At 72.4% G+C, this 22621-nt stretch carries 11 protein-coding genes, 4 tRNA genes, 1 other RNA gene and 2 pseudogenes; 10 read left to right on the top strand and 8 right to left on the bottom strand.

What is annotated here, in order from left to right; all coding sequences use genetic code 11:
- Window positions 1–940: 940 nt before the first annotated feature.
- A pseudogene (locus IE313_RS01195) lies at window positions 941–1840 on the top strand (non-reducing end alpha-L-arabinofuranosidase family hydrolase); the annotation flags it as partial.
- A 256-nt stretch (window positions 1841–2096) separates the two neighbouring features.
- On the opposite strand, the gene IE313_RS01190 reads toward IE313_RS01195, so the two are convergent.
- The 4 genes and pseudogenes from IE313_RS01190 to IE313_RS01175 form a co-directional block, all read right to left on the bottom strand.
- Window positions 2097–2801: a nucleotidyltransferase domain-containing protein gene (locus IE313_RS01190; protein WP_189928949.1), complete on the bottom strand. Its 705-nt coding sequence runs from the start codon at window positions 2799–2801 to the stop codon at window positions 2097–2099.
- Between the two features lie 698 nt (window positions 2802–3499).
- Window positions 3500–4720 (bottom strand): annotated as a pseudogene (locus tag IE313_RS01185) (AAA family ATPase); the annotation flags it as partial.
- Between the two features lie 32 nt (window positions 4721–4752).
- Window positions 4753–5118, bottom strand: coding sequence for a helicase-associated domain-containing protein (locus IE313_RS34900; protein ID WP_229924274.1), 366 nt, complete (start codon window positions 5116–5118; stop codon window positions 4753–4755).
- Window positions 5119–5803: 685 nt separating this feature from the next.
- Window positions 5804–5891, bottom strand: a tRNA-Ser gene (locus IE313_RS01175).
- 72 nt (window positions 5892–5963) lie between these two features.
- On the opposite strand from IE313_RS01175, the gene ffs reads away from it, so the two are divergent.
- The 6 genes from ffs (at window position 5964) to IE313_RS01145 (ending at window position 16731) form a co-directional block, all read left to right on the top strand.
- Window positions 5964–6062, top strand: an RNA gene (gene ffs, locus IE313_RS01170) — signal recognition particle sRNA small type.
- 86 nt (window positions 6063–6148) lie between these two features.
- Window positions 6149–8911: a DNA polymerase III subunit gamma and tau gene (locus IE313_RS01165; protein ID WP_189928948.1), complete on the top strand. Its 2763-nt coding sequence runs from the start codon at window positions 6149–6151 to the stop codon at window positions 8909–8911.
- A gap of 376 nt (window positions 8912–9287) precedes the next feature.
- Window positions 9288–10553 carry a phosphoribosylamine--glycine ligase gene (gene purD, locus IE313_RS01160; protein WP_189928947.1) on the top strand — a complete coding sequence of 422 codons (1266 nt, stop codon included), beginning with the start codon at window positions 9288–9290 and terminating at the stop codon, window positions 10551–10553.
- 631 nt (window positions 10554–11184) lie between these two features.
- Window positions 11185–13761 (top strand): hypothetical protein, encoded by a 2577-nt coding sequence (locus tag IE313_RS01155; RefSeq protein WP_189928946.1) that lies wholly within the window; start codon window positions 11185–11187, stop codon window positions 13759–13761.
- 157 nt (window positions 13762–13918) lie between these two features.
- Window positions 13919–15424 (top strand): N,N-dimethylformamidase beta subunit family domain-containing protein, encoded by a 1506-nt coding sequence (locus tag IE313_RS01150; protein ID WP_189928945.1) that lies wholly within the window; start codon window positions 13919–13921, stop codon window positions 15422–15424.
- Window positions 15425–15831: 407 nt separating this feature from the next.
- Window positions 15832–16731 (top strand): phosphoribosylaminoimidazolesuccinocarboxamide synthase, encoded by a 900-nt coding sequence (locus IE313_RS01145; protein ID WP_189928944.1) that lies wholly within the window; start codon window positions 15832–15834, stop codon window positions 16729–16731.
- A 453-nt stretch (window positions 16732–17184) separates the two neighbouring features.
- Here IE313_RS01145 and IE313_RS01140 read toward each other — a convergent pair.
- The 4 genes from IE313_RS01140 to IE313_RS01125 form a co-directional block, all read right to left on the bottom strand.
- Window positions 17185–17260 (bottom strand) — tRNA-Gly (locus tag IE313_RS01140).
- 492 nt (window positions 17261–17752) lie between these two features.
- Window positions 17753–17825 (bottom strand) — tRNA-Gly (locus tag IE313_RS01135).
- Window positions 17826–17923: 98 nt separating this feature from the next.
- Window positions 17924–17995: transfer RNA gene (locus IE313_RS01130), tRNA-Gly, on the bottom strand.
- Between the two features lie 488 nt (window positions 17996–18483).
- Window positions 18484–18813: a histone-like nucleoid-structuring protein Lsr2 gene (locus IE313_RS01125; RefSeq protein WP_189928943.1), complete on the bottom strand. Its 330-nt coding sequence runs from the start codon at window positions 18811–18813 to the stop codon at window positions 18484–18486.
- Window positions 18814–19203: 390 nt separating this feature from the next.
- On the opposite strand from IE313_RS01125, the gene purS reads away from it, so the two are divergent.
- The 3 genes from purS to purL are packed head-to-tail and all read left to right on the top strand — an operon-like array spanning window position 19204 to window position 22567.
- Window positions 19204–19506: a phosphoribosylformylglycinamidine synthase subunit PurS gene (gene purS, locus IE313_RS01120; protein WP_189928942.1), complete on the top strand. Its 303-nt coding sequence runs from the start codon at window positions 19204–19206 to the stop codon at window positions 19504–19506.
- Window positions 19503–20276: a phosphoribosylformylglycinamidine synthase subunit PurQ gene (gene purQ / locus IE313_RS01115; RefSeq protein ID WP_373316881.1), complete on the top strand. Its 774-nt coding sequence runs from the start codon at window positions 19503–19505 to the stop codon at window positions 20274–20276. The genes purS and purQ overlap by 4 nt, the downstream gene beginning before the upstream one ends.
- Window positions 20273–22567, top strand: coding sequence for a phosphoribosylformylglycinamidine synthase subunit PurL (gene purL, locus IE313_RS01110; RefSeq protein WP_189928941.1), 2295 nt, complete (start codon window positions 20273–20275; stop codon window positions 22565–22567). The genes purQ and purL overlap by 4 nt, the downstream gene beginning before the upstream one ends.
- Window positions 22568–22621: the final 54 nt, after the last annotated feature.

Below are 22621 nucleotides of genomic sequence, written 5' to 3'. Positions count from 1 at the left end.
CCCCAGAACTCTGCGGACCGTGAGGGATCTTCATCCGCTCGGATCGGTCATTCGATCGCGTTGAACTGCGGTGTTTCATCCATCTGACTCTGCGAAACATTTTCGGTATCGCTCGCAAGTTTTGCGCGAGGTATTGACGCCGTTCGCCGGTTCTCTATCATCCAAGTTGCTCGATACTTCGACCCTTGTTCGGTAATGCGAACAAGTCGAGTCGGAGTCGCTCCACCCGCGCAGCAGGGCACCTCCCGGGTCACGACCACCGCACTGGCCGAACCGCAAGGAGTACGCCGCTTATGTGTGTGTCATGGGCACGCCAGTACCCTCTCCCGGCGTCGCACGGCGGGACCCGGGCCGGACTCGCGCTGCTGCGCGGCTCCTCCGTGTGGACCGGTGCCGAGCACGAGGTCGGAGCCGACGGCACCGCGTTCACCCTCCTCGGACCCGGGACGGCGCATTCCGCTGCGGCTCGAGGACAACGGTCGCCACCGCGTCTTCGGGGGTCTCGAAGGGTCGGGAGGCCACAAGGGACAGCCCGGCGCTCGCGGACCGACATGTTCACCGCGGGCTGCCACGGATCACCGCCGGCCGTCACGGACCACCGCGGATCGCAATGGCCCGCCACGAACCGCTCCACGTCAGCAGACGCGTCACGTCAACAGACGGTCACGTCAGCGTCAGCAGTCCGCTCCACGTCAGCAGACCGCCCCACATCGACAGTCCGGACAGCCTCCGAGGGGCCGACCGGAAACGCTCGCTCAAGGATTGAGAGGTCCCCATGCGCAGAGGAAGTTCCAGCCGCAGAAATCTGTCCGTGGTGCTCACCGCCGCGGTCGCGGCCCTGATCGCGTTAGCGGCGACGCTCGTCGCCAACCCGGCTCAGGCGGCCGCCGGCGGCGCCTTGCGCGGTGCTGGTCCCGGCGCCCCCTCGGCGCAGGACGCGTGTTCTCTTCCGTCGACGTACCGGTGGTCGTCGACGGGTGTGCTGGCGCAGCCGTCGAACGGGTGGGCCGCGCTCAAGGACTTCACCAACGTGGTCTACAACGGCAAGCACCTGGTCTACGCGACGACGGCGGGGAGCGCCTACGGCTCGATGGCGTTCAGCCCCTTCACGAACTGGTCGGACATGGGCTCGGCCGGCCAGAACAGGATGAGCCAGTCCGCGGTGGCACCCACGCTGTTCTACTTCGCGCCCAAGAACATCTGGGTGCTGGCGTACCAGTGGGGTGCGTGGCCCTTCATCTACCGCACGTCGAGCGACCCCACCAACCCCAACGGCTGGTCCTCGCCGCAGCCGCTGTTCACCGGCAGCATCTCCGGATCCAGCACCGGTCCGATCGACCAGACCCTGATCGCTGACGGCCAGAACATGTACCTGTTCTTCGCCGGTGACAACGGCAAGATCTACCGGGCGAGCATGCCGATCGGAAACTTCCCGGGCAACTTCGGCTCGTCGTACACCACGATCATGAGCGACTCGACGAACAACCTGTTCGAGGGGGTCCAGGTCTACAAGGTCCAGGGCCAGAACCAGTACCTCATGCTCGTTGAGGCGATGGGCGCGAACGGGCGCTACTTCCGCTCGTTCACGGCCTCCAGCCTGAGCGGTTCGTGGACCCCGCAGGCCGGCAGCGAGAGCAACCCCTTCGCGGGCAAGGCCAACAGCGGTGCCACCTGGACCAACGACATCAGCCACGGTGACCTGGTCCGCAACAACGCCGACCAGACCATGACCATCGACCCCTGCAACCTGCAGTTCCTCTACCAGGGCAAGTCCCCCAGCGCGAGCGGCCCCTACGACCAACTGCCCTGGCGGCCGGGTGTGCTCACCCTGCAGCGCTGACCCGCCCGAACCACGGTGATCGCGAACCGGTGCGGTCTGCCGGCGCGTGGACGAGCGGTGCAGGGCGTTGCCAACTCCACCTGCTGACCGCCACCCACCGCGTCGAGGAACCCCAGCCGTCCGTCGGCCGGGGTTCCTCTTTCCCACGAGCGCCTGGGGAGGGCCGTGGCGGCGGGACGAAGGCGTCGAGTACCAGCCGCGCGCCTACGGTCCCGACGCCTGGAGGGTGTTCCCCGGGGGCTCCTCCGGTCCGAACTCAGAGGGTTCCGGCACGCCTGTAGCCGGCCCAGAGCCGGCCGCCTACCTGGCCGAGTTGCTCGTCCACGACGGTTACGAGGGGTTCCTTCCGCCCCTCCAGTGCCTCACGGACGCCGTGGTGCAGACGCAGGGTGAGCCCTGGTGCCGCGTCCTCGAGACGACGTGCCAGCCACTTGCCGCAGCCGCCCCAGGCACCGCCGGCAGCAAGCGCCAACTCGCCCGTTCGCCGCGCCAGCTCCGTGGCGATGCACAGCAGCTCGCCCTGGTCGGTGCATCCCGAGAGGTCGTCCAGGAGGTCGGTGATGCCGTAGCGGAAGTCCTCGATCTGCTCGGGGGACACCGTGGGCGGTCCTGCGGCCGTCAGCCTGCCGGCTTCCGCCGCGATGCGTGCGCCGAGTCCGTCGGAGTCGAGGAGCAGGAGTCCGTCGGCACACATCCGGAGCAGAGGCGACCGGCGCTCTCGCACTTCCCGTTCGACGAAGGCGTGCCACGTCGTCTCGGTGTGCACGAACATCTCGACGGGCCAGTCCTCGTGCCGGAAACTCCAGCGGTACGGGGCCGGGCTGCCGTGGACCAGCACCACGATGTCGAGGTCGGATGTCACCGTGCGGCGGTCCGTGATGACGCTGCCGCCCAGGAACGCCGCCCGGGCGTCGGGATGATGTTCGCCCACCACGGCACGTGCGGCATCGACTGCCTCCATGCAGCGAGTATCCGCACCACGCGCGCGGGACGCACGAGGATTTCGCCGTCCACACGGGCTGCCCCGCCGGTTCCCACGGGAGCGGGGCCGAGCTGAGCGCTTCCCGCAGCGGAAGCCCGTGTACGTCGAGGACCTGGTTCTGCGGAGCGCCACCAGGGGGAGCGTGCCGGTCCACGTGCCGAGCCGCGGGGACGGACGCGCCGGCCGGCGCATGGGGGTCCAGTGCTCCCGCGACCGATACGGATCACCGCCGTGGAGCGTGCTGCTGCCTTCGCCGCGCCGTGGTGCCCGCCCTGGGCGATCGTGCCGTGTGCCGGCTGTGTGTCGGCTGTGGCCGGCTTTTGCGGCGCTACCGGCGGGGCGCCGCCCTGCGCTGCAACGTGTGCCGGCCCGTCCTCGACGGGCACTGGCCGGGGACCGCGATCTTCGACCACACAACAACGAGGGCCCCGGCCGCTGACCGGTCGGGGCCCTCGTACAGCCCGGTGAGAGCTGGGCGGAGGATACGAGATGCGAACTCGTGAGGGGTCGCCCCGAACACGCTCTCCACATGTTCGTCTGAGTGCTCTGGAGTGTACGGAAACGTTCTGACCTGCGGTCTGGCAAGGTCCGGCCTGGCTTTCCAACGGTGCCGCAGGGCGGTGAACGCAACCAGAACTGCAACCACGCCCGAGTGACACAGCGTGTTCCCGAGCGCCTCAGGTCTGGCCGTAGAGCGTGGGCAGATCGATCAGGACGATTCCGGGCCTCGTGTTGGCGGCGGCCACTGCCTTGTCGTTGAAGCCCGCTCCGCTGAAGCAGATGAGCCGGGTGTGGGTGGTGTCGTAGCGTCCGGCTTGGGTGATGAGGTCGCGAATGTGCTGGAGGCGTTCGATGTGGGCGATGCCGATGGTGTCGTTCCATTTGGCTTCGCCGATGGCGAGCAGGGGTGGCTTGGTGCCGTCGGCGATGCCGATGACTGCCACGTCGATCTCATGACCCGTGCGGGCTCTGGGATCGTGGACGACGCCGTGTCCGACGCGGGCCGGCAGTCCCCCGAGGAGGTCGGGGTCAGCGTGGTGGAGTGCCCAGTCGCGGCAGACCTGCTCGAAGTGGGGGCCGAGCACCTTGCTGGTGAAGCGGCGGCGGCTGGCCTGCCAGACCCGGGCGGCGCTGCCGGGGCGTTCGAGCTGGTCCCAGACCGGGCGCATGATCGTGTGGTAGAAGGCGATCAGCGGTTCGGCGATACGGTAGGTGGGCCGGTTCTCGCGAAAGGCATCGGCGTCGCGGTGCAGGAGCCCGGCGTCTTCGAGGACGTTGATGGGGTGGGCGATGTCGGTGGCCTTACGTTCCAGGTAGCCGGCCATGCCGCCGCGGGTGGCGTTGCCGTCGGCCACGGCGGCAAGGACGGACAGGTACAGGGCCGTGTCGCGCAGGTCGGGTTCCTCCGCCAGCAGGTACCGCGCCTCACGGAACAGGGGTGTCTCGGGATTGAGGACGGTGCGGATGACCCAGTCATCGAAGTCGTCCGGACCACTCGGGGTGTCGCCACGTGCGAATTCGCGGCGGTACGCGGGGGTGCCTCCGACGGTTGCGTTGACCTTCAGTGCAAGACGGGGGTCGGTGATGTCCCAGAATTCGGCGGCGAGGCGGTGGTCGAGGGGGCGGACGAGCAGTTCGAGTCCGGCCCGGCCGCGCAGTGGGGCGTTGCCGGAGAGCAGTCTGCCCATGAAGGACAGGGCTGAGCCGCACAGGAGCAGCCGGGAGCGGGATGCTGCGCGCTGGTCGCGCAGTGGGCGCAGTGCTTCCTGGATCACCGAGGGGAGCTCGGGGTTGGCCCTGGCAAGGTAGGGGAACTCGTCGATCACCACGGGCACCGGGCGCTCGGAGCCGAGGGCCAGGAGAGCGTCCACCGCTTCCGCCCAGTTGGCGAAGTGGTAGCGACCCAGCTACCCACCGCCGCCCCGCCGGTCTATGCGCACCTCGCCGTCAGCCGTCTCGGCAGCAGGACGTACCCCTCGGCTCGGAGCGCGGCGAGGGTCGTGTCGGGCGGACTCTGGCTGACCAGCACTGTCGGCGCCAGACGTCGCCGCCCGAGCTTGGCGAGCCTTCGATGGGCAGCGAGCTCGGCCAGGAGCGCGGGTTCGTCGCCGTGGATGACGCAGGCGGCGGGGGCGGTACGCACGCGCCCGTGGCCTCGTGCCGTGTCGGCGATCAGGTACGACAGGGGCTGCGGCAGGGGCCCTGCGGCGACAGCGGCCAGGTCGGCTGTGATGCCGTCGGGGACATGGCCGGCGTCCAGGGCCCGGCGGATGCTGCCGGCGCTGAACCGCCACACCGACGCCGTGCCGCTGGTCTCCCGGTCGGCAACGGAGTCCAGAGGCGGCGAGCCGGGCTGAGGGGATGCCGGTGACGATGGCGGTGAGGTCGGCGCCGATCCGGGCGGCTGCGGTGGCCGGCGGCAGCAGCAGTCGGCACGTTGCGCTCAGCCCTTGCATGTCATCGGTCCGCAGATGGCTGCCGAGGGAGGACAGGGCGCCGCGGGCGAGCACGCCGAGGAGTTCGGCCTCACGGATCACGGCCGCGAACGGCGTTCCGTCCTGGGGCAATGCGTCGGCGAGTGGGCGGTGCCAGGCGATCAGGGCCCCTGATCCGAGGAGACCATCATGCCCTGCCCCGCCGGGAATTGGGCGGTTGCGGCCAGAAGCCCATGGCGGGCCTGCACGCAGCCGTCTGCGGCGGCGGAAAGGTGGCGCCTGGGGCGACACCCGGATCGTGAGTCAGATCACTTGCTGTGCTGGCTGGGGTTGCCAGACTGCTTAGCTCGTCCTCTGCCCGCCAAGGATCGCATCGCACCGCATCCTTTGGATCTGCTTGGTCGACAAGCTCGCGCGTACCGAGGCGAACCGGCCCTGTACCCGTGGGCGACTTCGCGCCTGCCTGTACTGGCACGACTGAGACCACGCAACGACGAAGGTCCCGACCGCCGGGCGGTCGGGACCTTCGTTTCGGCTGGTCGGCCGTGGCGGAGGATACGAGATTCGAACTCGTGAGGGGTTGCCCCCAACACGCTTTCCAAGCGTGCGCCCTAGGCCTCTAGGCGAATCCTCCGGCGGAAACATTACATGACGGGCTGGAGTGGTCGCGAACTCGTTCGCCGGGCCCACCATCGGGTACTGTGTGGGCAGCCCCTCACGTGGCGCTATCTGACTGAACTCCCCCAGGGCCGGAAGGCAGCAAGGGTAGGTCGGCTCTGGCGGGTGCGTGGGGGGCGCTCGTGTGTGCGGGGCCGGGCGCGGGGGCGCGGGGGCCGGGGCCCGTGTGCGGGGAGCCGGGCGTTGTCGGTGGGCGGCATTAACCTCGTAGGCGTGTCGTCTCTTGCGCTGTACCGCCGCTATCGCCCGGAGTCGTTTGCCGAGGTCATCGGGCAGGAGCATGTTACTGACCCGTTGCAGCAGGCCCTGCGGAACAACCGGGTCAATCACGCGTACCTGTTCAGCGGGCCGCGCGGGTGCGGCAAGACGACCAGTGCGCGGATCCTGGCCCGCTGCCTGAACTGTGAGCAGGGGCCGACGCCCACGCCCTGCGGCGAGTGCCGCTCCTGCCTCGACCTGGCGAGGAACGGGCCGGGTTCCATCGACGTGATCGAGATCGACGCCGCATCCCACGGTGGTGTCGACGATGCCCGTGACCTGCGAGAAAAGGCATTCTTCGGGCCCGCGGCCAGCCGGTACAAGATCTATATCATCGACGAGGCGCACATGGTGACCTCGGCCGGGTTCAACGCCCTGCTGAAGGTCGTCGAGGAGCCGCCGGAGCACCTCAAGTTCATCTTCGCGACGACCGAGCCCGAGAAGGTCATCGGCACCATCCGGTCGCGGACGCACCACTACCCGTTCCGCCTCGTACCGCCTGGCACGCTGCGTGACTACCTCGCCGAGGTGTGCGGCCGGGAGGAGATCCCCGTCGAGGACGGTGTCCTGCCGCTGGTCGTGCGGGCCGGCGCCGGATCCGTCCGGGACTCGATGTCCGTGATGGACCAGCTACTGGCCGGCGCCCGTGCGGAGGGCGTGACGTACGCCATGGCCACCGGCCTGCTCGGTTACACGGACGGCTCGCTGCTCGACGCCGTTGTGGAGGCCTTCGCCACCGGTGACGGAGCCGCCGCCTTCGAGGTCGTCGACCGCGTGGTGGAGGGGGGCAACGATCCGCGCCGCTTCGTCGCCGACCTCCTGGAGCGGCTGCGGGACCTGGTGATCCTCGCGGCCGTGCCCGACGCCGCGGAGAAGGGCCTCATCGACGCGCCCGCCGACGTCGTCGAGCGGATGCAGGCCCAGGCCGGGGCCTTCGGTGCCGCCGAGCTCAGCAGGGCCGCCGACCTGGTCAACGAGGGACTCACCGAGATGCGCGGCGCCACCGCGCCCCGACTCCAGCTTGAGCTGATCTGTGCGCGCGTGCTGCTTCCCGCGGCGTACGACGACGAGCGGTCCGTACTGGCCCGCCTCGACCGCATAGAGCGCGGCGTCCAGGTCGTGCCCGCCGGTGCGGGGCCCGCCATGGGGTACGTGCCCGGGTCCGACGCGCACGTGCCGGGTGCCGGACCCGCGGGACCGGCACCCGGCACCGGGGCGGCGGCCGGGGGAGCCGGCGGTCCGTCGGGCGGCGGTGCCTCGGCCGCGCGGGCCGCCGCGCGTGCGGGCGCGAGCGGCGTTCCCGGCGCCGCGGGTGCCGGCGGTGGTGTCCGTGCAGGTGCCGGAAGCGCGGGGAGCGATCCCGGGGCGGTCGGCGGCGCGGCGGGCCCGGGCCCCGGCGGCGCGGGCGCGGGTCACGGATCCGGGGCCTGGGGTTCCGGCGGATCCCCGGCTTCCGGCGGATCTCCGGCTGCCGGTTCTGGTGCGGCCGCCACCGTCGGCGGCACCGAGGACGGTGGTCCTGACGGTTTCGGGGGCGGTCCTGGGACCGGTTCCGCAGGCCCGGCTGCCGGTGCCGACGCCTACGCCGGTACCGAAGCCGGTACCGACGCCGGTTCCGGGGACGGTTCCGCTTCCGGTCGTGGCGGGCCCGGCGCTTGGCCCGGGACGGGCGGCCGGCGTTCCACCGGGGCGAGCGGCCCGGCGGGCAGTTCGGGCCCTGGGGACGGCTCCGGTTCCGACGGTGGTGCCGAGGGTTCCGGGACGGGCCCGGGCGCCGGGGCAGCCGGTTCCGGCTCGCCTGCGCGGCGGCCCGGCGGCTGGCCCACCGCGGCCGCCGCGGGCGGCGGAGCGCGGCCCGCCGGCGCCACGGAGACGTCCGGCTGGGGAAGCAGGTCCGCGGGGCCGTCCGGGCCCGCGGCCACCTCGGGATCCGGGCCCTCCGGCGGCTACGCGGGGCCCTCCGGTCCCGGTCCGTCCGGCGGCTACGCGGGAGGCGCCTCCGGCCCCGGTGCGTCCGGCGCGGGCGGTGGTCTCGACCCCCGTGCGCTGTGGCCGAACATCCTGGAGGCGGTGAAGAACCGCCGCCGCTTCACCTGGATCCTGCTCAGCCAGAACGCCCACGTCGCGGGCTTCGACGGCGCCACCCTCCAGGTCGGCTTCGTCAACTCCGGCGCGCGCGACAACTTCGCCGGCAGCGGCAGCGAGGACGTGCTGCGGCAGGCGCTGGCCGAGCAGTTCGGTGTGCAGTGGAACATCGAGGCCATCGTCGACCCGTCCGGGGGGTCGGCGCCGTCCGGTGGTCCCGGCCATGCCGGCGGCCCGCAGGGCGGCCGGGCCCCGCAACCGTCGGTCCCGTCCCGGCCCGGGCCGCCGCAGTCGGCGGCCCCCGCCCCGCCGCCGAACGCGCCGGGATCCGCCGGCTCCGGTCCTGGGCCGTCCGGGGCCTATGGCTCCGGTCCCTCACAAGGTTCCGGAAGCGGGCCTTCCGGGTCGTCCTACGGCACCTCCACGGCCGCCGGGTCCGCCGGTACGGGTGCCTCGTCGTCCGCCTCCTCGCGGCCCTGGGCCCCGGACCCGGGCGCCCCGCCACCGGTCGCGCCCGAGGACGACATCCCCGAGGACGACGATCCCGACCTCGACGAGTCCGCCCTCTCCGGCCACGACCTGATCGTTCGCGAACTCGGTGCCACCGTCCTGGAGGAGTACGCCAGCGAGTGACCGGAGGCTCCCGTCGGGTCCGTCGGGTCCGTCGGCCCGTCGGCCCCTGCGACTCCGGGGCCCTCGGCCGACCCCTGTCCTCCCCTGTCCTCCCCTGTCCTCCGCTGTCCTCCGCCGCCCCGGTGTCTCCGCCGCTCGTGCTCCTCTCCACCCAGGCGCCACGAGGCCCGTGCTGCGGTGTCCGCCCCGGGCGGCCCGTACGGAACCGGCCCTACGGGCACCGGCCCGTACGGCACCGGCCCGTACGGTGCGGCCGTACCGTGTGGTTCGGCCTGCGAGGTACGGCCCGGCGGTGCGTACCGTGCGGCCGGTAGGGCGCTGTCCCTGCACGAGGCCTGTCCCAAGGCGCCGTACCCCGGCGGCTAGGCTGGCTCTCGTGAAGGTCCTTGTCATCGGGAGTGGTGCCCGCGAGCACGCCCTGTGCCGTTCCCTGTCCCTCGATTCCGCCGTCACCGCCCTGCACTGCGCCCCCGGCAACGCAGGCATCGCCGAGGTGGCCGAGCTCCACGAGGTCGACGCGCTCGACGGTGCCTCCGTGGCCGCCCTGGCCGAGCGCCTCGGGGCGGGCCTGGTCGTCGTCGGTCCCGAGGCGCCACTGGTCGCCGGGGTCGCCGATGCCGTGCGGGCCGCGGGCATCCCCTGCTTCGGCCCGTCGCGGCAGGCCGCCGCGCTGGAGGGCTCCAAGGCCTTCGCCAAGGAGGTGATGGCGGCCGCCGGCGTGCCGACCGCCCGCAGCTACGTCTGCACCACCGCCGCCGAGGTCGACGAGGCGCTCGACGCCTTCGGCGCGCCCTACGTCGTCAAGGACGACGGGCTCGCCGCGGGCAAGGGCGTGGTCGTCACCGGCGATCTGGAGACCGCCCGGGAGCACGCGCGCGCGTGCGGGCGTGTGGTCATCGAGGAGTTCCTCGAAGGACCGGAGGTCTCGCTCTTCGCCATCACCGACGGCACCACCGTGGTGCCGCTCCAGCCCGCCCAGGACTTCAAGCGCGCACTCGACGGCGACGAGGGCCCCAACACGGGCGGCATGGGCGCGTACTCCCCGCTGCCCTGGGCGGACCCGAAACTGGTCGACGAGGTGACGCAGACGGTCCTGCAGCCGACCGTCGACGAGATGCGGCGGCGCGGCGCCCCCTTCGCGGGGCTGCTGTACGCGGGCCTCGCGATCACCCCGCGCGGCGTACGGGTCATCGAGTTCAACGCACGGTTCGGCGACCCCGAGACCCAGGTGGTGCTGGCCCGCCTCAGGAGCCCGCTGTCCTCGGTGCTGCTCGCCGCCGCGAACGGCACCCTCGTCCACCTCGAACCGCTGCGCTGGAGCGAGGACGCCGCGGTGACCGTGGTGGTCGCCTCCCAGAACTATCCCGGTACGCCCCGCACGGGCGATCCCATCGAGGGGCTGGCCGAGGTGGCGTCCGAGGACGCCCCGCACGCGTACGTCCTGCACGCGGGGACGCGGCGGGAGGGTGCGGCCGTGCTGAGCGCGGGCGGGCGGGTGCTGTCCGTGACGGCGACCGGCACCGACCTGGGCGAGGCCCGGGAGCGGGCGTACACGGCGATCGGACGCATCCGGCTCGACGGCTCCCAGCACCGTACGGACATCGCGCAGCGGGCGGCCGAGGAGGCCACGGCGCGTCCGTAGCGGTGGTGGCCGTCGCGGGCTTTCCTGCGCCTGCCGCCGTCGTAGGCTTTCCTGCCGCTACCTTTGCGACCCAGTCTTTCCTGCCGGTTGCCGGTTGCCGGTTGCCGTTGCCGCTGACTTCGCGGGCTTTTCTGCTCCCGCGCTGTCGCTGCTCCGGTTCCGGTTCCGGCTCTGCCCGCTCCTGGGCTGGTCGGGGCCGTGGTGCCGTGGTCCTGGGCGGGCACGGCCGCGGCCCCGCTCGATTCCGTCGACCCGGCCCGGCCCGCCCCGCCCCGGCCTGACCCGACCCGGCCGGGGCGCGGTCGTGGCCCGGTCCCGGGTTCTGCCGTGGCTCGGTCCGTCCCCGACAGCCTCTCCGGTTCCGTGCCTGATCCCGTGCCTGATCCGGGCCATGGCGTCACCTGGCTTTGCCCAAAGCCATTCCATCGAGTGACCGCCCCGCCATCCTGCTGACGAGTGCCGCGGCCCCAACTAGGGTGCCGCGCAGGCGTTCCGGCACTTGGCTCATTGATATTGCGATGTCAGAGCCGGGTGCCACAGTGGGGGAGTGGGCAGTGCCAAGGGTGTCCGTCCGCGGTGGCTGGGACAGCGCGCGCCGGACGGGCAGTGCGGAAGGGGGTGACATCCGATCGTGTCCGGAACGGCGGTGGAAGCGGGGGCGCGGGCCGCGCGGGTGCGTGCGCTCGCCGTACTACGGGTCCGCGGCAGGGCGCTGGGCCTGGCGCTGCTGCCCGCGGCCGTGGCCGTGGTCCTCCAGGTCGGCGGCACCACCGGGCAGCTCACCGGCCCCGGCTGGGCCGTCGGGCGCTGGGCGGTCACCGTGCTCGCGGTGCTGGTGCTGCTGGCGGCCGTCTTCCTCGGCCTGGTCGTGACCCGGGCCCGTCCCGCCGTCAGCCCCACGGTGACCATCCCCGAGGCCGCCGCCCCCGACCTCTACCGTCTGGTCCGCGACCTTGCCGAACGTCTGGAGGTCCCCGCACCCTCGGCCATAGCGCTCACCCCGGACTGCGACAGTTGGCTCGAGGACCGTACGCACCGGGCCCATGAGGACCGTACGGACACGACCCACGAGGACCGTACGCACGCTGCCCACCAGGATCGTGCGCGGGCGTCCCGTGGCGACTCCGCGGCACCCGGGCGGTTCGGCGGACGGGCGGCGGCAGGGGTCCCTCGGGCGGACGACGGGGGCGGGGAAGGCAGAGGGTCCGGCGGTGCCGGCGGTGGTGCGCGGCCGGTTCCCGGAGAGCAGCGCGGCGCGCCCCGCGCCGCGGGCGGACGCCCGGGCCGTGCGCGGAACGCCTCGCGGGCCGCCCGGGCCGCCCGTCGGCGGACGCACGCCGCGGCAGCACCGGTACTCGTCATCGGATCGCCCTTCCTGTGGTGGATGCGGGTCGCCGAGCTACGCGCGCTGCTCGCTCCCGTCGTCGCGGGCACGGGGCCCTCGGCGCACCCGGACATAGCCGCGGCGCGGCGCTTCGTCCGCGGTCTCGACGCGGCCGTCGCGGTCGCCGCGGCACCCGGCCTCGGGCCGTTGCGCAGCGCCGCGCTGCGCGGCGCGGGCTGGGCGGCCCGGGCGCTGCTGCGGGCCTGCCGCGCCCCCGCGATCGAGATGGAGCGCGGTGTCGCCTCGGCTGCCGCCGAGCGTGCGCAGGCCGTGGATTACGGGCTGCGGATCGTCGCGCAGGAGCAGGTGGGCCTCGCGTACGCGGGATGGGACCGGCTGCTGACGAAGGTGGCGCTGCCCGCCTGGCGGATGGGGCGCTGGCCGTCGCGGCTGGACGCCGGAGTGGTGTCGGCCCTGACCGAGCTCTCCCGGCGCGACCGGCTCGCGGAGGGCTTCGCGTCACGGCTCGGCGAGCGCCCGGCATGCGATCTCCTGGAGGAACCGGGCACGGTCGACGAGGCCGCGTCCCTGCTCGCCGCCCGGCTCTTCCACGGCGGACCCGCCGAACCCGGACCCGACTGGGTGCCCGTCGACTGGCAGGAGTACCCGGAGGAGGTCGTCGACCGCAAGTGGCGTGCCGACGCGGCCCGGCTGCACCGCGTGCTCGACACCCTGGGCGTACGGCAGCCCGCGGTGGCGGGGCACGGCGGGGGCGGTGATCCGATGGGGCCGAGCCTGGCGCGGGTGATGGAGCATCTGGCGGCGCCCGCGCCCACGCCTTCGAGTACCCACGGCTCCCCGGGCACCCCCGAATCCCTCGAAGCCGCCGGGACCCCGCAAGCTGCGGGAAGAACTACCGGGACCGCCGGAACCCCCGCGGCCGCCGGAACCCCCGGAGCGGCCGCCGCAACCCCGGAAGCCGCGAGGATCCCGGAAGCCGCCGAAAGAACCCCCGAAGCCGCAGAAAGAACCCCCGAAGCGGCCGGACCCTCTGAACCCGCCGAACCCGCGGAAGCCGCCGACCCCGCCGGCCTCCCTGGAACCCTCGGATCCCCCGAACCCGCCGGAGCCTCCGAACCCACCGGAAGTCACGGCGCCGCAGAGACCCCCGGATCCCCCGGATCCCCCGGATCCCCCGGATCCCCCGGATCCCCCGGAGCGTCCGAAGCCCCCGGGGCCGCCGGAACCCCCGGAACCCCCGGGGCGCCCAGCGGACCCGTGTACACCGGGGCCCCATACCCGTCGCACTCCCCTCACGCCCTGGCAGGCTTCGATGCGCCCGGCGCCCGTAGCACTGCTCCCGACCACCCCGCGCCCCCTGCCCATGAGCCGGGCCAGGACTCCGGAACGGCGGCGGGCACCTGTGGCGAAGCGGATACCGGCGCCGGCCCCGAGCCGGTGAGCGGCCTCTGCGACGGCCGGGGCGCCGCGCTAGCCGCCGGGCTCAGTGCCGAGCTGGCCCGGGAGGAGGCCGCGCAGGAGGGGGCCTGCGGGGCGCCGGGAGCCTCGGGGCAGCGCAGACCCGACGACGCCCTGTGGGACGACGGAATGCTGCCCCTCTTCCCGACGCAGCCGCCCCGTACCGGCCGTGAGCTGCTCGCGGACCACGTCACGGCCATGGTCTGCTGTGCCGCCGTGGACACCGCGGGGGCGGCCCCGGGTCTCGACTGGCTGGACGGGCCCTCCCTGCTGATCGGCGGCGAGCGCGCCGCGGACCTCGCGCCCCGGGTGCTCAGCCTGATCGAGGACGGCGATCCCGAACCCCTGCGCGGCTGGCTCACTCGAATCGGTGTCCGTCCCGAAAAGCCCGTACGCCTCGTTTAGCAATCAATAACGTCAACAGGGCGGAAAGAGGTTCTTGTCGCCTTCCGATCGCGACGAACCGTAAGCGATTGTCTGCGTAGTGTGATGTGCTGAGGGTCGGGCCGCGGCGACGGGTGGGCGCGGAGCGGGGTCTCGGGGAGCGCGGGAGGGGAGCACGATGGGGTCAGACGGGTTGAGGCAGCCGCCCGGGCCGATCCGCCGCTGGGAGTCGGGTGCGCTGGCGCACGCGGTGTCCGACCCTTTCGGCCTGGGGCCCCTGCCCTGGTTGCGCGGGAGTGAGAACTACTTCGACGACACCGGCCACGTGGTCCCCTGGTACGTCGACCACGCCCCGGCCCCAGGCGCCGCCGACGTCCCCCGCTCCCGTTCCGCCACGGGCCTGCGCACCGCCGACGACGTGCACCGCCAGATCAAGGGGTTCGCCTCGCCGGGCGCGGCGGCGCCGGGCGAGGCGATCGACTTCCACGTCACCGTCGACCCTCCCCAGCAGTTCAGCATGGACATCTACCGCATCGGGCACTACGCGGGTGACGGGGCCGCCAAGATCACCACCAGCCCCCGGCTCTCCGGCATCGTGCAGCCCGCTCCGCTCACGGCCGACCGCACGGTCTCATGCCACCACTGGTGGCTCTCCTGGCGGTTGCAGATGCCCAGTTACTGGAACGTGGGCGCCTACGTGGCCGTCCTCACCACGGTGGGCGGCTACCGCTCGCACATCCCCTTCACCGTCCGCGACGACCGCCCCGCCGACCTGCTGCTCCTCCTCCCGGACATCACCTGGCAGGCGTACAACCTCTACCCCGAGGACGGCCGTACCGGGGCCAGCCTCTACCACGCCTGGGACGAGCACGGGCGGCTGCTCGGCGAGGAGGACGCCGCGGTCACGGTCTCCTTCGACCGGCCGTACGCAGGCGCGGGCCTGCCACTGCACGTCGGCCACGCCTACGACTTCGTCCGCTGGGCCGAGCGGTACGGCTACGACCTCGCCTACGCCGACACCCGGGACCTGCACGCGGGCCGCGTCGACCCGGGGAGGTACCGGGGTCTGGTGTTCCCCGGGCACGACGAGTACTGGTCCACCAGCATGCGCCGCGCCGTGGAGCAGGCCCGCGACCGCGGCACCTCGCTGGTGTTCCTGTCCGCCAACACCATGTACTGGCAGGTCGAACTGGGCGGCTCGCCGTCCGGTGCGCCCGACCGGCTGCTGACCTGCCGCAAGAACCGGGGCCCCGGGCGGCCCGCGCTGTGGCGCGAGGTCGAGCGGCCCGAGCAGGAGCTGCTGGGCATCCAGTACGCCGGGCGGGTTCCCGAGCCGTATCCGCTGGTCGTCCGCAACGGCCACCACTGGCTGTGGGAGGCGACGGGCGCGGACGAGGGGGACGAACTCGCGGGGCTCGTCGCGGGCGAGGCTGATCGTTACTTCCCGCGCGCGCCACTGCCCGAGCACCGGCGCCGGATCCTGCTCGCGCACTCCCCGTACCTCGACACCGACGGTGCCGCGCGCCATCAGGAGACCTCCCTGTACCGTGCGCCGTCCGGCGCGCTCGTCTTCGCCTCCGGCACCTTCGCCTGGTCTCCCGCTCTGGACCGGCCCGGGCACGTGGACCCCCGTGTGCAGCGGGCCACGGCCAATCTGCTGGACCGGATCTGCAAGCGGGCCTGAGCCCGTCTGCGGGGAGTCTCCGACGCCCCGCGTCCCCCGGACGCCCCCGCTCCCGCGCGCGCCACGCCCGCGCCCCCGCGTCCCGATCCCCGCGTCCCGATCCCCGCGCCCCCGCATCCCGATCCCCGCGTCCCGATCCGCGCGCCCCCACGCCCGACCCCCGAACCTCGATCACCGAACCCCGAATCCCACGCCCCGAATCCCGCGCACCGCGCCCGCGTCCGAGCCCCGGAGCCTAGCCCGTGGCCCCCGATCGGCCACCGTCCCGCGGAGCCCGCCGCGCGCAGCGCCCCCACCCGGACGGGGACCGGCTCCGCCCAGGGCAGGACGACCGGCAGGGGCCTCCGATGCTCCCGGACGGGGGATACGGGAGAATTGGCCCTCTTGGACAAGCCAGGGGAGGAACCGTGTCAGGATTCGTCGACAAGCCAGAACCGCTCCAGGTTCCGGGGCTGGTGCACCTGCACACCGGAAAGGTGCGCGATCTGTACCAGAACGAGGCGGGCGATCTCGTCATGGTCGCCAGCGACCGCCTCTCCGCCTACGACTGGGTGCTGCCCACCGAGATCCCCGACAAGGGCCGGGTCCTCACGCAGCTCTCCCTGTGGTGGTTCGACCAGCTCGCAGACCTCGTGCCCAACCATGTGCTGGACACCGAACTGCCCGCGGGCGCGCCCGCCGACTGGGCCGGGCGGACGCTGGTCTGCAAGTCCCTCACGATGCTGCCGGTGGAGTGCGTGGCGCGCGGCTATCTGACCGGCTCGGGCCTTGCCGAGTACCGGCAGACCCGGACCGTCTGCGGCCTGGCGCTGCCGGAGGGCCTGGTGGACGGCTCGGAACTGCCCGCCCCGATCTTCACCCCCGCGACCAAGGCGGCGGTCGGCGAGCACGACGAGAACGTGTCGTACGAGGAGGTGGTCCGCCAGGTCGGCGCGGACACCGCCGCCCAGTTGCGGCAGGCCACCCTCGCCGTGTACGCGCGGGCCCGGGACATCGCCCGGGACCGGGGCATCATCCTGGCGGACACCAAGTTCGAGTTCGGCCTGGACGGCGGGACGCTGGTCCTCGCGGACGAGGTGCTGACCTCGGACTCGTCCCGCTTCTGGCCCGCGGACCAGTGGAAGCCGGGGCGGGCCCAGCCGTCCTACGACAAGCAGTTCGTACGGGACTGGCTGACCTCCGCGGAGTCCGGCTGGGACCGTACCGCCGAGCAGCCGCCACCGGAGCTCCCTGAGCAGGTCGTGGCCGCGACCCGGGCGAAGTACGTGGAGGCGTACGAGCGGCTGACGGGGACGGCCTGGAGCTGAACCGCTCACGGCCTTGAGCCGGTCATGTGCCATGAACCGGTGACGGTCCTGCACCGGTGACGGTCCTGAACCGGTCACGGTCCTGAGCCGGTCAAGCCCGCGGATCGGTGACGGCGTTGAACCGGTCACAGCCCTGAACGGTCACGTTCTGGGCACCGGACGGCGACGGGCCCGGATCGGCGACGGGCCCGGGCCGGGGGACCCCGGAGCGGGCCCCGCGGGCCCCGAGCCGACTTCGCCCGCGTCTGCCCTGCCCGTGCCCCACCGGGACCGGGGCGTGGGCGGGGCCGGGGCGTGTTCAGGCGGGACCGGGGCGTGCGTGCTCGAAGCGGGTCCGGGGCGTGCGTGCTCGGGCGGGAGACGGTGACGCCCGCGTCCCGACGCACCCGGACAGGGCCCGATATGCCGGTACACGCACGAAGTCCCGGTGGCAGGGCCACCGGGACTTCACTGTGGAGCGGACGACGAGGCTCGAACTCGCGACCTCAACCTTGGCAAGGTTGCGCTCTACCAACTGAGCTACGTCCGCAGACGACCGCTGGGTCGTAAGCACCGTGCACACGCGCCGCAGGGACACCGACTGCCATGCCGTCGGTCGGCAGTCCAGCCCGGGTGGCGTGCACTCCGGCGACGCCACTATACCCAACCGCGCCCCCGCGCGAGACGGACGGCGGTGCGCCGCGTGCGAGACGGACGGCGGTGTACCGGCCTGCGAGCCCCGGCCACGAGCGCACCGTCCACGCACGGAAGGCACGACAACTGCCGGATCAGGCGGTGGCGTCCGTGTCGCGGGCCGGGGCTCGTGGCCGGAGCCGGCCCCTGCCTGCCGGATCGGCGCGGTGCGGGCAGGGCGCCGCCGAAGTGCCGGAGCATCGCCTACCGGGTCCGTACCCATGCCGGTGGACGGGGCCTGGCCCGGCAGACGTTTCCGCCGCCGTGGCCCGCTGCGGCCCGAGGCGTTCACCCTGGCGTCCAGGCCCATACGAAAAACCCCGGCCCACCGGGACCGGGGTTACTCACGAGCGGACGACGAGGCTCGAACTCGCGACCTCAACCTTGGCAAGGTTGCGCTCTACCAACTGAGCTACGTCCGCATTGCCTCCGACCGGCTTTCACCGATCGGCGCAGGCACCAGCCTACCTGATTCACCCGGACGGTCGCCGACCGCCCGGGCCATCAGTGGACGATGCAGAGCGGGTGACAGGAATTGCACACTGCGCCTCCCCCTTGGAAAGGGGGTGTTCTGCTACTGAACTACACCCGCAAGGACACTACGAGGAGGCTGCTCCGGCCTTTCGGCCTTCGTTCGCCCCTCGGCGTGCTCCAGACTCTAGCTGATCAGCGGGGGTGCCGCGCAAGTCGGCCCGTCAGGCGCCTGATCACCGCAACTCCGTCCGGCCGACGGCCTCGTGACGTCCGGCGTACGGCACGGCGAAACCGGGGTGCGGCCGACGCCGGTCCCCGCCGTCCGGTGCCCGGCCCCCGCCGTCCGGTCCCGGTCCCGGCAGGCCCGCCGTTCCACCTCCGGGCGGCTCGGCCACGGGCGCCCGCCACCGCCGGGGCGGGCGCCCACGCCGCGCACGCGAGCGGGTGGGGAGGGAGGTCCGGCCCGAGCATCCCGCACGCGAACCGGGCCGCACGCACGCTCAGCCCGCGCACTCCGTACGCGGGTGCGGGACCGCGGCCGCTCACGGCCCCCGGCCCGCGCACCGCGCACGCGTGCCGGCCCGCGGCCTCCCCCGGCGGCCTGCCTCAGTTCGCCGCCTCGAACGCCTCGTACACCTTCTTGGGGATCCGGCCCCTTGGCGGGACCTCCATCTTGTGCGAGCGGGCCCAGGCGCGCACGGCCGCGGGATCCGCCGTCAGCGAGGTGTACTTGAGCGCCTTGACCGGCAGCTTCCCCGCGCGCGCGGCCTTGCGGCCCGCGTGCATGTACGGTGCCAGGGCCTTACGCAGTTTCTTGGCATTGGCTGGATTGAGGTCGATCTCGTACGACTTGCCGTCCAGGCCGAAGGCGATGGTTTCCACCGCTTCGTCTCCGTCAATGTCGTCGTAGAGGGTGACCACAACACGCTGCGCCACGAATATCGGTCCCTTCGTGCGACATCACTGCCTTGACGTGCGGTGATGGCGACTGTCCGGCTGCTTGGGCAATGTATCGGCTATTGCCATTTCCCTTTGTACAGTGCTCGGCATTGAATTGGGAAGTCCGACTAAAACCATCAGCGTGTCCAGGTTCATTGTGGATCTGCGATTTTTCAGGGAATTTTCGGCGAAGGGGTGGCGCGGACCGGCCCGGGTGCGGGGCGGGCGCAGCAGGTCAGGCCCGTCGGCGGGGCGTGGGAGCGGTGTGCCGGGCATTGTGTCGTGTGTCATGTTCCCTGGGGGTAACTAGGTTTCTACCCGCGTAGAAATTTTGTCCGGGTAGTCTGAAGGCGTTGCCTGCTCAGCCATACACACCCGGGAGTGCCAGTGGCACGCGTCGTAGTCGACGTCATGCTCAAGCCCGAGATCCTCGACCCCCAGGGACAGGCCGTCCAGCGCGCGCTGCCGCGTCTCGGCTTCGAGGGCATCTCCGATGTCCGCCAGGGAAAGCGCTTCGAACTCGAAGTCGACGGCCCCGTCGACGATGCAGCGCTCGCCCGCATCCGAGAACTCGCGGAATCCTTCCTCGCCAACACCGTGATCGAGAACTTCGACGTCAAGGTGGAGGACCTGCCCGGTGCGCCGGGCGACGCACCCGCGGCGACCGTGACCGCGGGAGAGGCGAAGTGACCGTGCGTCCGTCCGCCACCGCCACCGACGGCTCGGCGGGCCGCCCGAACGTCCGGATCGGCGTCGTCACGTTCCCGGGCAGCCTCGACGACCGGGACACGCAGCGTGCGATCCGGCTCGCGGGGGCCGAGCCGGTGCCGCTCTGGCACAAGGACCGCAGCCTGGGACAGGTCGACGCGGTCGTCCTGCCGGGCGGCTTCTCCTACGGCGACTACCTCCGCGCGGGCTCCATCTCCCGGTTCTCGCCGGTGATGGGGACGGTCGTCGAGCGCGCCCGGGAGGGCATGCCGGTCCTCGGCATCTGCAACGGCTTCCAGGTGCTCACCGAGGCCCACCTGCTGCCCGGAGCCATGCTCGGCAACGAGCACCTGCACTTCATCTGCCGCGACCAGAAGCTCCGCGTGGAGAACGCCGGGACGGCCTGGACGACCGACTACGAGGCGGGCCAGGAGATCCACATCCCGCTGAAGAACATGGACGGGCGCTACGTCGCCGACGAGCGCACCCTCGACATGCTGGAGGCCGAGGGCCGCGTCGTGTTCCGCTACGCGGGCGACGACGACTCCACCGGATACCCGCCCACCGAGCAGGCGAGCCCCAACGGATCGCTGCGCCGCATCGCGGGCATCTGCAACGCCGAGGGCAACGTCGTCGGACTGATGCCGCACCCCGAGCACGCCACCGATCCGCTCGTGGGCACCGGCCGCACCGACGGCCTCCCCTTCTTCACCTCGATCCTCAGGACCTTCGTGGAAGGCGCCGCCGCATGAGTCGCACCCCCTCCGGGGCGGGATCCCCCGGTGCCGCCCCCTCGAAGCTGGACACCGTCGAACACGCCGCGGCGACCCCCGACATCGAGCAGCCCTGGGCCGAACTGGGCCTGAAGAAGGACGAGTACGAGCGCGTGCGCGAGGTGCTCGGCCGCCGTCCCACTGGCGCCGAGCTGGCCATGTACTCGGTGATGTGGTCCGAGCACTGCAGCTACAAGTCCTCCAAGAAGCACCTGCGCCAGTTCGGCGAGAAGGCGCCCCACAGCGACGCCCTGCTCGTCGGCATAGGCGAGAACGCCGGAGTCGTCGACATCGGCCAGGGCTATGCGGTCACCTTCAAGGTGGAGTCGCACAACCACCCCTCCTACGTGGAGCCCTACCAGGGCGCGGCCACCGGTGTCGGCGGCATCGTCCGCGACATCATCGCGATGGGCGCCCGTCCCGTCGCCGTCGTCGACCCGCTGCGCTTCGGCGCCGCCGACCACCCCGACACCAAGCGTGTGCTGCCCGGCGTCGTCGCCGGCATCGGCGGCTACGGCAACTGCCTGGGCCTTCCCAACATCGGCGGCGAGACCGTCTTCGACGCCTGCTACCAGGGGAACCCGCTGGTGAACGCCGGGGCGATCGGCGTGATGCGGCACGACGACATCCACCTCGCCAAGGCCTCGGGGGCCGGCAACAAGGTCATCCTCTACGGCGCGCGGACCGGCGGCGACGGCATCGGCGGTGCGTCGATCCTCGCCTCGGAGACCTTCGACGACGCGAAGCCGTCCAAGCGTCCCGCCGTCCAGGTCGGAGACCCCTTCCAGGAGAAGCTGCTCATCGAGTGCACCCTGGAGGCGTTCGCCGAGAAACTGGTCGTCGGCATGCAGGACCTCGGTGCCGCGGGCCTGTCCTGCGCCACCAGCGAGCTGGCGTCCAACGGCTCCGGCGGTATGCGCGTCACCCTGGACGACGTTCCGCTGCGCGACTCCACCCTCTCGCCCGAGGAGATCCTCATGAGCGAGTCGCAGGAGCGGATGTGCGCGGTCGTGGAGCCGGAGAAGGTGGCGCGGTTCCTGGAGATCTGCGACAAGTGGGACGTCATCGCCACCGTCATCGGCGAGGTCACCGACGGCGACCGGCTGGAGATCTACTGGCACGGCGAGAAGATCGTCGACGTCGACGCCCGTACCGTCGCCCATGAGGGCCCGGTCTACGACCGCCCCTACCGCCGCCCGCAGTGGCAGGACGCCCTCCAGGCGGACGACGCGAACGCCCTCCCCAGGGCGGCCGACTCCGCGGAACTGCGCGCCCAGGTCCTGAAGCTGGTCGCCTCGCCGAACCAGGCGTCCAAGGCGTGGATCACCTCTCAGTACGACCACTTCGTGCAGGGCAACACGGTCCTCGCGCAGCCCGAGGACTCCGGCATGCTCCGGGTCGACGAGGAGACCGGCCTCGGTATCGCGCTGGCCACCGACGGCAACGGCCGGTACACGAAGCTCGACCCGTACACCGGTGCACAGCTCGCGCTCGCCGAGGCGTACCGCAACGTGGCGACCACCGGCGCGCGGCCGCTGGCCGTCTCCGACTGCCTCAACTTCGGCTCGCCCGAGGACCCGGCGGTGATGTGGCAGTTCACCGAGGCGATCCGCGGCCTCGCGGACGCCTGCCAGGTGCTCGGCACGCCGGTCACCGGCGGCAACGTCTCGCTCTACAACCAGACGGGCGAGGCGGCCATCCACCCGACCCCCGTGATCGCCGTGCTCGGTGTGATCGACGACGTGGCACGCAGGACGCCGTCCGCGTTCGCCGAAGAGGGGCACCAGCTCTACCTCCTCGGCGAGACCGCCGAGGAGTTCGGCGGCTCGGCCTGGTCCCAGGTCGTGCACGACCACCTCGGAGGGCTGCCGCCCAAGGTGGACCTGGAGCGGGAGCGGCTGCTCGCGGACGTCCTGATCGCCGCGTCCCGGGACGGCATGATCGCCGCGGCGCACGACCTGTCGGACGGCGGCCTGATCCAGGCGGTCACCGAGTCCTGTCTGCGGGGTGGCCGGGGCGCGCGCCTCGTGGTGCCTGCGGGCCTGTCCGCTTCCACCTTCCTGTTCTCCGAGTCCGCGGGGCGTGCGGTGGTCGCCGTGCCGCGCTCCGAGGAGGCCAGGTTCACCGGCATGTGCGGCGCCCGCGGGCTGCCCGCGGCACGGATCGGTGTGGTCGACGGGGACGCCGTGGAGGTCCAGGGCGAGTTCAGCCTGCCGCTGAGCGAGCTGCGGGACGCCTACGAGGCGACCATTCCCGGCCTGCTCGCCTGAGTCCCGGTCCGGTGGGACCCGCGCCCGGTACGGCGGGCCCCACCGGCCGGTGGC

The organism is Streptomyces sulfonofaciens (assembly GCF_014656295.1).
Taxonomy (GTDB): domain Bacteria; phylum Actinomycetota; class Actinomycetes; order Streptomycetales; family Streptomycetaceae; genus Streptomyces; species Streptomyces sulfonofaciens.
The sequence above is the reverse complement of the archived record's forward strand: the minus strand, read 5'-3'. Positions and strand labels throughout refer to the sequence as shown.

What these genes read in the sequence shown, in the direction of transcription:
- IE313_RS01190 (WP_189928949.1), bottom strand. Translation starts at nt 2,801, where the DNA reads ATGGAGGCAGTCGATGCCGCACGTGCCGTGGTGGGCGAACATCATCCC.
- IE313_RS01150 (WP_189928945.1), top strand. Translation starts at nt 13,919, where the DNA reads ATGGGGTCAGACGGGTTGAGGCAGCCGCCCGGGCCGATCCGCCGCTGG.
- purL (WP_189928941.1), top strand. Translation starts at nt 20,273, where the DNA reads ATGAGTCGCACCCCCTCCGGGGCGGGATCCCCCGGTGCCGCCCCCTCG.